Below are 13,061 nucleotides of genomic sequence, written 5' to 3' on the forward strand. Positions count from 1 at the left end.
GCTATGCGTTGGCTGTGGATCGGGGGAGCCGCACGACGAACTCGGTGGCCCCCGGCTCGCTGCGCAACGTGATGGTCCCGTGGTGGGCCCGAACCACCGCGTCGACGATGGACAGGCCCAGTCCGGTCCCGCCGCCGTTGCGTGACCGCGAGCTGTCGCCGCGCGCAAACCGGGTGAACACCTCGGGGATCAGTGCGCGATCGATTCCGGGCCCGTCGTCGGTGACGGTCAGGACTGCCTGGGGGCCGTCGACCGTGACGGCGACGCTGACGACGGTGCCCGGCGGGGTGTGGACCCGGGCATTGGCGAGGAGGTTGACCAACACCTGGTGCAGGCGGGCGCCGTCCCCGGTGACGAGCACCGGGTCGTCGGGCAGGTCGATTTGCCAGTCGTGGTCGGGGCCGGCCACGTGGGCGTCGCTGACCGCGTCGACGGCGATTTGCGACAGGTCGATCTGCTCTTGGTCCAGGGGGCGGCCCGAGTCCAGTCGGGCCAGCAGCAGCAGGTCCTCGACGAGGTGGGTCATGCGCCCCGCTTCGGACTCCACCCGGCCCATCGCATGGGCGACCTGCTCGGGCACCTCGTCGCGGTGGCGGTGGGCCAGCTCGGTGTAGCCGCGAATGGCCGCCAGCGGGGTCCGCAGTTCATGACTGGCGTCGGCGACGAACTGGCGCACCCGGGTCTCGCTGGCCTGGCGGGTGGACAGGGCGGTACCGATGTGGTCGAGCATCCGGTTGAGCGCCGACCCCATTTGGCCGACCTCGGTGTTGGGGTCGGCGTTGGACTCCGGCACGCGGACCGGAAGGGCCACCTCGCCGCGGTCCAGCGGCAGGTTGGCGACCTCGCGGGCCGTCGCGGCGACGCGCGTCAGCGGGGCCAGGGCGCGGCGGGTGATGGCGATGCCGAGGGTGGTCGCCGCGACCAGGGCGGCGAGCGTCACGACGACCATGGTCACCAGCACCCGCCACATGGTGGAGTTCACCCCGGACAGCGGCAGGCCGGCGATGATGGTCTCGCCCTGTCGGTTCACCTCCGCGGCGATGCGGTAGGAGCCCTTGCCGTCGAGGTCGGTGCTGAGCGGCGCCGCGCCGGGGACCGCCTCTTTCAGTTGGTCGCGCGCACGGTCGGTGACCGCGACGCGGGATCCGTCGGTGGCCAGCGCACCCGCGGTGACGCTGCCGTCGGCGCGGACCACCATCGTGACCAGACCGCTGGGCTGGCCGGGGGCGTCGAGGAACTCCGGCCCCGGGCCGGGGCGCTGTCGACGGGGCCGGTTGGGCCGGTCGGGCGGCGGGTGGTCGGACATGACCATCGAACGGTGCACGGCCTCGCGGACGGTGGTGTCGAGTTGGCCGACCAGGTAGTGGCGCAGGGCGATCTCGGTGGTGATCCCGACGCCGACGCAGACGAGCATCAGCATGATCACCTGCCCCACCATCAGGCGGGTGCGCAGCGACCAGGTGTTCGGGGACAGGAGGCGCATCGGATCAGCCGGCGGGCTTGAGGACGTAGCCGGCGCCGCGCAGCGTGTGGATCATCGGATCGCGGCCGTTGTCGATCTTCTTGCGCAGGTAGGAGATGTAGAGCTCGACGATGTTGGAGCGGCCGCCGAAGTCGTAGTCCCACACGCGGTCGAGGATCTGGGCCTTGGACAGCACACGCTTGGGGTTGCGCATGAGGAACCGGAGCAGGTCGTATTCGGTCGAGGTCAGGGTGATCGGCTCGCCGGCGCGGGTCACCTCGTGGCTGTCCTCATCGAGCACCAGGTCGCCGACGACGAGTTGGGAATCGGCTTCCCCGGTCGTGATCCCCGCGCGGCGCAACAGGGCGCGCAACCGCAGGACCACCTCCTCGATGCTGAACGGTTTGGTCACGTAGTCGTCGCCGCCGGCGGTGAGCCCGGCGATGCGGTCCTCCACCGAGTCCTTGGCGGTCAGCAACAGGACCGGCAGACTGGGATTGAGTTCGCGCAACCGCAGCAGCACGTCGAGCCCGCTCATGTCGGGCAGCATGACGTCGAGGACGACGACGTCGGGCCGGTTGTCGCGGGCGGCGGCCAGGGCCGCGGCACCGTCGCCGGCGGTGGACACCGTCCACCCCTCGTAGCGCAGTGCCATCGACACCATCTCGGCCAGGACGGGCTCGTCGTCGACCACCAGCGCGTTGATCGGCGTCCCGTCGGCGCGCTGCATCACGACTCGGTTCGGTGCACTCACGGCACCCAGTATCGCCGCTGCCGATGGGTGGAGCCTAGGCCTTTCCTATGCGCCGGCTGTGAGCCGCGAGTCGACGCTCAGACGACCTCGGTGAGTTTCCACCCCGCGCCGGCGTCCTGGTGGGCCCAGAACTGGGCGAAGACGCCGTCGCGCTCGAGCAACTCGTCGGGGGTCCCGGTTTCCACGACGCGACCCCGGTCGACGACGACGACGCGGTCGGCGCGTCGGATGCCGGCCCGGCGGTGCGCGACGATGACGCGGGTGCGCGGCCGGTCATCCGCGGACAAGGCGTCGACGATCGCCCGTTCGTTCTCGTTGTCCAATGCGCTGGTCGCCTCGTCGATCAGCAGGATCGGCGCCGGTTTGACCAGGGCGCGGGCGATGCTGATCCGCTGGCGCTCGCCGCCGGACAGGACCGATCCGCCCTCGCCGACCTGCGCGGCCGCACCGTCGGGCAGGCGGTCGGTGATCTCGTCGACGCGGGCCAGGGCGGCCGCGCGCGTGAGCCGGGCCGGTGGTGCGGTGGGATCGCCGGCGGCGATGTTCTGCTCGATCGTCCCGCCCATCAGGTAGGGCTCTTGGAAGACGACGCTGGTCAGCGCGCGGCGCGTCGGCAGGTCGAAGGCGGCCGCGTCGACCCCGTCGATGAGGATCTGCCCGGCGGTCGGCTCGTGCAACCCGGCGATCAGCGACAGGATGGTCGACTTGCCCGACCCCGACGGCCCGATGATCGCCGTCGCGGTACCCGGCTCCAGGGTGAGGTCGAGCCCGTCGAGGACGGGGTGCTCGGGGTCGTCGTAGTCGAAACTGACGCCGCGGAACTCGATCCGGGGCGCCTGCTGCGGCACCGTGGCGACCTCGCCGGCGCCGACCGTCGGCGCACCGAGGACCCGGCCGATCCGCCGCAGCGTGAGGCGGGTGGCCTCCAGGCCGCCGGCCAGCTCGCCGAGGATGGTGAACGGCTCCAGGTAGCGCACCACCACGACGAGCAGCGCGACGGCCTGCGCCGGGGAGATCGTGTCGTTGACCATCAACCAGGCGGCGGTGCCGGCCAGGGTGAATAGGGCGATCTGGCTGGCCAGGCTGAACAGGACCTGGCCCGGGATTTGCATGAGCAGCAGCTTCATGATGGCCGAGTGCTGGCGGTCGATCGCGTCGCCGGCCAGGCTGCGCTCGGGCTCGACCCGGCGTGCCACGCGCAGTGCACTCTGGGTGCGGGCGAACTCGACGACGCGCTCACTCAGGTTGGCGTTGGCCTCGTTGGCGGCGCGGTCGGCCCGCTGGGAGATCGCGCCGGTGCCCCACAGGGCCCCCAGCAGCAGCGGCACCCCGATCAGCGCGACCACGCCGAGTTGCCAGGCGACGCCGAACAGGGCGAGGGCGATCGCGACCGGCAGCAGGATGGCACCGGTGACCGGGACCACCAGGTAGACGATGACGCCGACCAGGTCGGGGCCGGTGGCGGCGACCGCCTGACGCGCATCGGTGGTGGTGTCGGGGCCGAACCAGGTGAAGCGGATCCGCGACAGCCGGTTGGAGACGTCGCGCTGCGCGTGGTGCAGGGTGCCGAAGCCGAGGGTGAACCCGATCTTGGCGGTGTACCAGTCGGCGACCCACCCGATCACGGTGGCGGCGGTGAGCGCCCCCAGCCAGCGGACGGCGGCGCCGTGCTCGCCGTCGACGAGGGCGGTGATCAGGGGGACCAGGATCACGACCGCCGCCGCGCGCGCGATGACCGACAGAATCGACGTCGCGGTGAAGCGGAGGACACTTCCCCGGCTGTTCGGGGGGAGTAGGGCCAACAGCGTCGTGAGCATTACTTGACTCCTGCCTTGTGACCCGCTGATTCCCAGAGGTCGCGATATCTTCCGCCGCCGGCGAGCAACTCGTCGTGGGTCCCGGTCTCGACGACCCGCCCGCCGTCGAGGACGACGATGGCGTCGGCGTCGGTGATCGTGTGCAGGCGGTGCGCGATGACCAGCACGGTCCGATCGGCGGCCAGACGGCTCAACGACTGCTGCACGAGGTATTCCGACTCCGGGTCGGCGAAGGCGGTGGCCTCGTCGAGCACCAGGATCGGCGCGTCGGCGAGGATGGCCCGGGCGATGGTGAGGCGCTGGCGCTCTCCGCCGGACAGGGCCGCGTCGGCGCCGAGCACGGTGTCGTAGCCGTGGGGGAGTCGCTCGATCCGCTCGTGGATGTTGGCCGCCCGAGCGGCGTTCTCGATCTGCTCGGGCGTCGCGTCGGGTACCGCGAGCGCGATGTTCTCCGCGACGGTGCCGGCCACGAGTTGGGACTGCTGCAGGACATAACCCAGGTGCCGGTAGAGGTCGTCGGTGGGCATCGACCGGATGTCGGCCCCGCCGATGCGGATGGCGCCGGCGTCGACGTCGTGGAACCGGGCCAACAGGGCGGCCAGGGTCGTCTTCCCGGATCCGGACGGCCCGACGAGGGCGGTGACCGTTCCCGGCCGCAGCGTCAGCGACACATCCTGCAGGACGGGGATGTCGCGGCGGTAACCGAAGGTCACCCCGTCGAAGACGACCTCGGCACCCGCGGGTGCGGTGTCGTCGTCGAGCTCGGCGAGTTCGGGTTCTTCCAGGACGTCCTGGATGTCGCGCGCCGCGACGGTTCCGGCGCGGATGCCGGACAGGCCGTACCCGATGCCGAGGAGGCGGGCGCCGAAGGTGGTCCCGAGGAACAGGAACGGGAGCAGTCCGGCGACGTCGGTGCGGCCGGACACGACGAACCAGGTGCCGACGGCGGCGATCAACCACAGGAAGGTCGTGGGCCGGGTGACGAGGTCCATGACGGTCTTGGCCTTGATGAACGGGCGCTGCCAGCCGTCGAGGAAGCTGATGTAGGCGTCGAGGTTGCGTCGGAAACTCGACGCCATCTCGCCGCCGAACACCCGGATGACCGGCTGCGCGTCGAGGTACCCGGCCGCCTCGCCGTTCATCCGCTCCACCCAGGACTGCGCCTGCGGGATCTTGGACCCGGACTGGGCCATCATCCGCCACATCGTGACGATGTAGGTCAGCACCGGGATGAACAGGAACAGGGCGATCCGCCAGTCGCAGACGAAGAGGTAGACGAGGACCGCGACCGGGGCGACCACGGCGGCGACCGCGTCGACGATCGCGTGGGTGACCAGATAGTGCAGCGACAAGGTGTTATCGGTGACCAGCGACTTGATCGAACCCGAGTTGCGGGCGGTGAACCAGCCCAGCGGCAGGCGGGCGAGCTTGCCGATCAGACGTCGGCGCAGGTCGCGGGAGAAGCGGGCGTCGACGCTGTGCAACCACAGCATCAGCGCCGCCTCGAGGGCCAGGCTGACGCCGAGCAGCACCAGTGCGAGGATCCCGATCGACCACAGCTGGTCTTCGGGGGCGTCGGTGAGGAGTCGGCGGCCCAGTTCGACGAGCAGGACGTAGGGCGCCAGCTGGAGCAGCGTCACCACGGCCTGGAGCACCCCGGCGACGATGAGCGTGCGCTTGAGCGGGGCGAGCAACCGCCCGGCGCCGGCGGCGCGCCACTGTCCCTGCACCGCGGTCGGTGTGGTGGAGGCGGCCGCGACGATCTCCGGTTCGATCGTCTCGACCTGAGCGGCGGCCAGCGCCTCGAGTTCGGCGGGGTCGCGCTCCTTGCCCATCGCCTTGCCCTGGGCCCAGTAGGCCTGGACGTGCAGCTCGGCGCGGGGGAAGCCGAATTCCTTGAAGCGTTTGCGCAGTTCCTTCAGCGACCCGGTCTCGGGGCAGGCCCAGGCCTTCCAGTTGGACCAGTCGCGGTCCTCCAGGGCCGCCGCCAGCGATTCGACGTCCACCCGCGGAACCCAGTGCACGCGCATGCGCGGGTGGCGCGCCAGCGGCAGGTCGCGGTCGAGACCGTCGTGCTGTTCGAGGTAGAGCTCGACGGGGATGTCGTCGGGGATGGTCTCGACGACGGAGTTGAGCGCCGGCAGCGAGGCGGAATCACCGATCAGCAGGTAGCCCGACGGCCGGTTCTCGTCGGGGACCTCGAACGGGACGGCACTCATCCACATGATCGCCAGCTCATCGCCGGGCTGGGCCGCCGAGGCCCACTGCGACGCCGGTCCGGCCGGCTCGTGGAGGACGAAGTCCATGGTGAACTCGCCGGCGTCGGCGTCGGTCGAGGAGAAGGTGTAGGCGCGCTGGAACTCTTTGCCCTTGCCGTCGGGGAACCAGCCGCGCACGAAGGCGGTGGGGAAGCCCTCGGCCTCGTCGAACAGGGTGGACGAGTGGAAGGAGATCCGCCGGCAGTGCGGCGTCAGGTCGTGGACCGCGGTGACGGTCGCGGTGTGGTCGTTGGCGCCGAATGCGCGCATGAGCGCACCGTTGAACCCGCGTGACATGGAGACCCCCTCGGAAAACGCTTTGGTAAGCATGACCTTAGTTGGCTGGGCTGAGGGCTGCCAATGGAGGAGGTCACACCGGGCGATACCCCGGTGCGGAGCCGGTGGGGTCGGTACGTTGAGACCATGGCCGACATCGATCACGCACCGACCGTCCGGACCGCTTCGGGGGTGGTGCGCGGCACCGCCGGTGACGGCGCCGCACAGTTCCTCGGGATCCCGTACGCGGCCGCGCCGAGCGGGCCGGCGGCCTTCGCCGCGCCCCAGCCGGTGGCACCGTGGGACGGAATCCGCGACGCGGTCGACTACGGCCCGACGGCGCCGCAGACTCCCTATCCCGCGCCGATCGCGGCGTTGTTCGACAACGTCATCGAGCGCGGCGATGACTACCTGAACCTCAACGTGTGGACGCCGGACCCGTCGTCGTCGGGGCTGCCGGTCATGGTGTGGATCCACGGCGGCGCCTTCACCCGCGGATCGAACCGGCTGGCGATCTACTCCGGGGCGGCCTTTGCCCGCGACGGCGTCGTCTTCGTCGGGATCAACTACCGGCTGGGGGTGCCAGGATTCGCCTCGGTGGCCGGTGCACCCGAGAACCGCGGCCTGCTCGACCAGATCGCCGCGTTGCGATGGGTGCAGGACAACATCGCGGCATTCGGCGGCGATCCGGGCAACGTCACCGTCGTCGGGGAGTCGGCCGGGGCGATGAGCGTCGCATCGCTGCTGTCCTCACCGGTGGCGCGGGGATTGTTCCACCGCGCAATCATGCAGAGCGGCAACGCTTCTGCGGCGGTGGCCGTCGAGGATGCGCGCAAGGTGACCGCGCGCGTGGCCGGGCTGCTCGGGGTCGATGCCGATGCGGCCGGCCTGGGGTCGGTGTCGGATTCGCTGCTCCTCAAGGCGCAGACCGACATGTCCCTGGAGTTGATGCTCAACCCGGATCCGGCGGTCTTCGGGGCGACGGTCGTCGGTGCGGGGCTGGGGATCATGTCGACGATGCCCGTCGTCGACGGGGAGGTGCTGCCGAACCTGCCGATCGCCTCGATCGCGGCGGGGGCGGGCAGCGGGGTTCCGCTGATCGCCGGGTGGAACGCCGATGAGTTCCGGTTCTTCCTCGTCCCCACCGGCGTCGCGGCGGGGGTGACCGAGGAGGCGGCGCGCGCGATGGTGCGCGGATACGACGGGGCGACGGCGGCGCTGGACGAGCACCTCGCCGCCGGCACCGCGCCCGGTGACGCCCTGTGCATGGTGCTCACCGATGTGGCCTTCCACGAGCCGGCGGTCCGGCTGGCACAGTTGCGCCCGGATGGTCAGACGAGGCTGTACGAGTTCGGCGTACCCAGTTCGGTGGCCGGCATCGGTGCCGGGCACGCCGTCGAGTTGCCGTATGTGTTCGACCAGCTGGCGCACGCCGAACGGCTCACCGGGCCGGATGCGCCGCAGGCCGTCGCCGACGCCATGCACCGGGCCTGGGTCGCCTTCGCGACCACCGGCGACCCGGGATGGGATCCGTATGCGCAGAATCACGTGGTGCAGCGGTTCGACTGAGGGCCCAGTCGGCGGGAAACAGGGCCCAGTCGGCGAGATTGAGGGGGCGGATTCAAGTGGTCGGTGCAACGGAATCTGTCGGTTTGGATTGTAGGAGTTCTTCGAGCTTTTCGGCGGGGGTCATCCAGTTGAGGCGTTTTCGGGGTCGGTCGTTGAGTTCGGCGGCGACTTGGTCGAGCATGCCGGGGCCGAAGAACGATAGGTCGGCCCCTTTGGGGAAGTACTGGCGGAGTAGGCCGTTGGTGTTTTCGTTGGTGGCGCGCTGCCAGGGGCTGTGGGGATCGCAGAAGTAGATCGGTAGGCCGGTGGCGTTGGTGATGGCGGTGTGGTGGGCCATTTCCACTCCTTGATCCCAGGTCAACGATCGACGCAGGATTTCGGGGATGGTCGGGATGGTGCGGGTCATGGCCGCGGCAACGGTGGCGGCGGTGTGATCGCCGGGCAGGTGCACCAGCATCAGAAAGCCGGTGGTGCGTTCGACCAGGGTGCCGATCGCCGAGCGGTTACCGGCTCCCATGATCAAGTCACCCTCCCAGTGGCCGGGGACCGAGCGGTCCTCGACTTCGGCGGGACGATCGCTGATCATCACCATGTCTTTGATCCGGCCTCGACCGGATGTGTCTCGGCCTGCGGGTTTGCGTCGTATCCGCCCGGTGCGTAGTGCTTTGGCAACCTCGGCGCGCAAACCACCGCGGGCTTGAACATACATCGACTGGTAGATCGTTTCGTGGGACACCCGCATCTCCGGATCGTCGGGATAGTCGTGCCGTAACCGGTGGGCGATCTGCTCAGGACTGAGCCGTTTCCCCAGCATGTCGACGACTTCAGCGTAAAGCGCGGTGCCAGGTTGGAGTTTGCGCGGTTTGGGTCGCCGCCGGCCCTGGTCGACCGTCGTCTGCGCCACGATCGCCCGATACCGGTATTCACCGTCACCGGCGGGCCGGCCCCGCACCAGTTCCCGGCTGATGGTCGAGCGGGAACGACCCAACAGACGCGCGATCCGCGCCGGCTGCGACCCTTTGCCCACCAGTTCCTCGATGCAGCACCGATCAGCGAAGGTCAACCGGCCCGTGCCGGCGCTGATCCGGCTTTCCAGTGCCGTTGCTGTTGGTTTCATTCCGCCAGCCTGGGCCAACCACAGGGCCCCGGAGTTGCGCGACACACCAGCAGCGCGCGCCGCAGCCTTGATCGTCATCCCCGTAGACAGGCCCTGCCAAAACAACTCACGCCGCTGGGTTAACGGCGGTCGATCAGCGACCCCCAACTTCCCCAACCGTCGTCTCGAACCACCATCACCCATGCTGACCTCCGCAAACTCGTCGGCCGTTGCGGCGATCGCTTGAGTCTGCGGGGCCCAGTCGGCGGGAAACAGGGCCCAGTCGGCGGTCAGGGGGCGGTGAGCAGCCCGGCCTCCACGTCGTGGCGCCACGACGCCACCGTCTGGGCGGAGTCGGTCTTGTTGGTGCCGATGAACCCGGTCGGGCCGCGCTTGATCCAGCCGGTCACATAGACCCCGGCGACCGGGATGTCGCCGTCCATGACGCGGCCGTCGTCGTTGGGGATGACGCCGCGCTTCGGATCGAACGGGAGTCCCGGGACCGCCACGCCGTGGTAGCCGATGGCCGACAGGACCAGCCCGGCGTCGACGTCGACGATCTCGCCGGTCGGGGTCGCGGTGCCGTCGGCGGCGACCGCGGTGCGCTCGAACCGCACGCCGGTGACCCGTCCGTCGTCGGTGCGGATCTCGTGCGGCGCGAGGCCGAAGGCGAAGCGGATGCGCACCGCGCCGTCCTCGGATCCGACCGGCGGGCGCTCGGCCAATTCGCGCAGCAGGGCGAGTTTCTCGCGCTCGGTGATGTCGCTGGCCGAGGTGTCCACCCCGGCCAGATCGGCGGGATCCGCGTGGACCGAGATGCCGCTCTCGGCCAGCCCGATCAGCTCGGGCAGGGTGAACGCGGCTTCGCGCGGTCCGCGTCGGCCGACGACGAGGATCTCGCGGATCTTCTTGTGCTGCAGGGCTTCCAGCGCGGTGGGGGAGATCGTGGTGGCCGCCAGCGCGGCCGGGTCGGCGGCCAGGATCCGGGCGACGTCGAGGGCGACGTTGCCGTTGCCGATCACCACGACACGCTCACCGGACAGGTCGAAGCGCCGATCGGCGAAGTCGGGGTGGTCGTTGTACCACCCGACCAGCGAGGTCGCGGCGGCGAATCCGTGCGCGTCGGTGCCCGGAATGCGCAGCGGCCGGTCCGTCGGTGCGCCACCGGCCCAGAACACCGCGTCGTGGCGCTCGCGCAGTTCGTCGAGCGTGAGGTCGCGGCCGATCTCCACATTGAGCAGGATCCGCAGACGCTCGTGGCGCGCGATGTCGTCGAAGAGCTTCATCACGGTGCGGGTGGCGGTGTGGTCCGGGGCGACGCCGAAGCGGGCCAACCCGAACGGCAGGGACAACCGCTCGTAAACGGTCACCGAGACATTCGGCAGGCGCAGCAGCTCGTCGGCGGCATACATCGCCGACGGGCCGGACCCGACGATCGCCACGTGCTGCGGGCCGGCGCGCAGAGGCGCCGGGGTGGACACCGGGGCCAGCGGCAGCCGCTTGGCCATGTTGACCGGGAACCGGACGTCGCCGACAAAGAGGTTCTCGCCGTACTGGGCGGCGTTCACCTCGGTGAAGCGGCGCTGGTCCTCGGGCAGGCGGTGGCCGGGCGCGATCGCGCCGACCGGGCAGGCGGTGACGCAGGCGCCGCAGTCCACACAGGTCGACGGGTCGATGTAGAGCATCTCGGCGGTGCCGAAGTCGGGTTCGTCGGGGGTCGGGTGGATGCAGTTGACGGGACACGCGTAGACGCACGAGGCGTCACCGCAGCACGCCTGGGTGACGACGTGGGGCATGGAACGGGGCTGCTTTCTTCAGTATCGGTGCCGGCCGCGGCGGGGGATCGTCGCGGCCGATCGCCGCTACGCGGCTGCGGAGTAGGTGGGCTCGCTGCGGTAGCGCGACGGCCGGCCGGAGATCCGCAGGAGTCGCCACACCTGTCGCGACACCGGGTTCATCAGACCGCACTGCTCGGCGAGCATGCGCACGTCGCCGAAGACGTTGGACTGGAACTGCCGCGATTCCGGCGACCGCCAGAACAGGTCCTTCCAGACCGAGCGCGGGATGTCGAACTCGCGGCGGAACTGGCGCGGCGGCTTGGCGATCACGTCGCACAGCGTGCGCATCACGATCGGCATGGCGATCGACAGCACGAACCGGGACAGCGGGCCCTTGGCCGGGATCGTCTCGCGCAGCAGGTGGTGGGCGAAGGAGATGTGTCGGGCCTCCTCGGCCACGTGCAGCTGCATGATCGCCTGCATCGTCGGGTGGAGTTCGGTGTCCTTGCGCAGGAACTCCTTCTGGATGTGGTCGATCGGCTCCTCGCCGGCCAGCACCCCGAAGTAGAAGATGGTCGGGACCATCGTCGAGAAGAGCGGGATGATCGGGGAGATCCGCCGGAACCAGCGGGGGCCGCCCGGGACGTCGACGCCGGTGCGGTTCACGAACTCCTGGAACATCAGGGTGTGGTTGCACTCCTCCTTGGCCTCGTGCGTCGTGTAGCGGAACTCCTTGGCGCCGTTGGGCAGCCGGTCGGAGTACTGCATGAGGCCGCGGATCAGGATCGACTCGAACTGCAGGCCGACCTTGGCGACGTTGGCCTGGCGCCACATGCCCATGGCGATCTGCTTGTCGACCGGCTGCTCGCGGAACCACGGGTGGCGCCCGACCGGGTCGTGCGGCGACATGATCCACCGCTTGTCGCCGGGGACGACGGCCATGTGCGGCGCGTCCCAGTCGATGTCGATGTACGGGTCGAAGTTGCGGTGCACCGACGCGTCGGACAGGTCGTCGAGGACCTGGTTGTAGTCCTCGTCGAGCTTCTCTTTGGCGACCGGCGAGTACTCCTTGATGCGGTCCTGCGGGTTGAGGGTGCTGGTCATCGTCGACCTCCGAGGGCGTGGAATCGGTCTCGCTCCCGCCGGGTGGCCAGAGCAGCTATGTCTCAATATCCATTGTAACGGTTGATGATGTCAATGGGAACCGGTTACAGATTCGAGTCCAGGGCGGGGAAACCGCTGGGGATCTCGGCCGCGCCGGCCGCGTCGTCGCCGGTCACGTCGACCTCCAGGCCCAGGGTGTAGGCCGTCATCGACAGCGACCCCGCGGCATAACCCTTGACCAGTGGGGACAGCGCCTCGTCGCCGGCCAATCCGGCGATGTAGAGCATCGGCAGGAAGTGGTCCGGGGTGGGTACCGCCCGGCGGAAATCCGGGTGGGCGTCGAGGGTCAAGACCTCCGTCGGCGTGTCGGTGAGCATCGCCTGGGCGGCGTCGTCGAAGCGGTGCGCCCAATCGAAGCCGGCGTCGGGCTGGGCGAAGTCGACCATGCGCAGGTTGTGCACGATGTTGCCGCTCCCGACGATGAGGACGCCCTGTTCGCGCAACGGGGCCAGCCGTCGGCCGATGTCCAGGTGGTGGTCGAGGTCCTTGAACGCGTTGAGCGACAGTTGGATGACCGGGATCGACGCGTCGGGGAAGGCGTGCCGCAATACCGACCAGGTGCCGTGGTCCAACCCCCAGCTGTCCTCGTCGAGGCCCACCCAGATGGGTTTGACGATGTCGGCGACCATCTCGGCCACATCCGGGGCGCCCGGTGCCGGGTACTCGACCTCGAACAGTTCGCGGGGGAACCCGTAGAAGTCATGGATGGTGCGCGGCAGCGGCATTGCGGTGACCGCGGTGGCGTTGGTGTACCAGTGCGCCGAGACGACGACGATCGCCCTCGGGGTGGGCACCGAGCGCCCGAAGGCGCGCCACGACTCGGTGTAGCGGTTGCGCTCCAACGCGTTCATCGGGTTGCCGTGGCCGAGGAAGGCGGCCGGCATGAG

At 69.8% G+C, this 13,061-nt stretch carries 9 protein-coding genes; 1 reads left to right on the forward strand and 8 read right to left on the reverse strand.

Going from position 1 to position 13,061, the window contains the following annotated elements; all coding sequences use genetic code 11:
- Window position 1 precedes the first annotated feature (1 nt).
- The 4 genes from nbrcactino_RS05245 to nbrcactino_RS05260 all read right to left on the reverse strand — a co-directional run bounded on the left by nbrcactino_RS05245 (window position 2) and on the right by nbrcactino_RS05260 (window position 6,588).
- Window positions 2-1,483: a sensor histidine kinase gene (locus nbrcactino_RS05245; RefSeq protein ID WP_161926402.1), complete on the reverse strand. Its 1,482-nt coding sequence runs from the start codon at window positions 1,481-1,483 to the stop codon at window positions 2-4.
- A gap of 4 nt (window positions 1,484-1,487) precedes the next feature.
- Complete coding sequence (locus tag nbrcactino_RS05250) at window positions 1,488-2,192, reverse strand: response regulator transcription factor (RefSeq protein WP_161927603.1); 705 nt, start codon at window positions 2,190-2,192, stop codon at window positions 1,488-1,490.
- A gap of 101 nt (window positions 2,193-2,293) precedes the next feature.
- On the reverse strand, window positions 2,294-4,033 hold the full coding sequence (locus tag nbrcactino_RS05255) for an ABC transporter ATP-binding protein (RefSeq protein ID WP_161926403.1): 1,740 nt from the start codon (window positions 4,031-4,033) through the stop codon (window positions 2,294-2,296).
- The gene (locus nbrcactino_RS05260) at window positions 4,033-6,588 is read right to left on the reverse strand and encodes an ABC transporter ATP-binding protein/permease (protein WP_161926404.1); all 2,556 of its coding nucleotides are present in this window, start codon (window positions 6,586-6,588) and stop codon (window positions 4,033-4,035) included. Before nbrcactino_RS05260 ends, nbrcactino_RS05255 begins: the two co-directional genes overlap by 1 nt.
- A gap of 126 nt (window positions 6,589-6,714) precedes the next feature.
- Between nbrcactino_RS05260 and nbrcactino_RS05265 the strand changes: the two genes are divergently transcribed.
- Window positions 6,715-8,136: a carboxylesterase/lipase family protein gene (locus nbrcactino_RS05265; RefSeq protein WP_161926405.1), complete on the forward strand. Its 1,422-nt coding sequence runs from the start codon at window positions 6,715-6,717 to the stop codon at window positions 8,134-8,136.
- A 52-nt stretch (window positions 8,137-8,188) separates the two neighbouring features.
- Here the strand turns inward: nbrcactino_RS05265 and nbrcactino_RS05270 are convergent, their stop codons facing one another.
- The 4 genes from nbrcactino_RS05270 to ygiD form a co-directional block, all read right to left on the reverse strand.
- On the reverse strand, window positions 8,189-9,331 hold the full coding sequence (locus nbrcactino_RS05270; protein ID WP_228460689.1) for an IS30 family transposase: 1,143 nt from the start codon (window positions 9,329-9,331) through the stop codon (window positions 8,189-8,191).
- Window positions 9,332-9,522: 191 nt separating this feature from the next.
- Window positions 9,523-11,028, reverse strand: coding sequence for a 4Fe-4S binding protein (locus tag nbrcactino_RS05275; RefSeq protein WP_161926406.1), 1,506 nt, complete (start codon window positions 11,026-11,028; stop codon window positions 9,523-9,525).
- 66 nt (window positions 11,029-11,094) lie between these two features.
- Window positions 11,095-12,114 (reverse strand): AurF N-oxygenase family protein, encoded by a 1,020-nt coding sequence (locus tag nbrcactino_RS05280; protein WP_161926407.1) that lies wholly within the window; start codon window positions 12,112-12,114, stop codon window positions 11,095-11,097.
- A gap of 104 nt (window positions 12,115-12,218) precedes the next feature.
- A complete protein-coding gene (gene ygiD, locus nbrcactino_RS05285) occupies window positions 12,219-13,058 on the reverse strand; it encodes a 4,5-DOPA-extradiol-dioxygenase (RefSeq protein ID WP_503826577.1) in 840 nt (279 codons plus the stop codon).
- Window positions 13,059-13,061 lie beyond the last annotated feature (3 nt).

Source organism: Gordonia crocea, assembly GCF_009932435.1.
Classification (GTDB): domain Bacteria; phylum Actinomycetota; class Actinomycetes; order Mycobacteriales; family Mycobacteriaceae; genus Gordonia; species Gordonia crocea.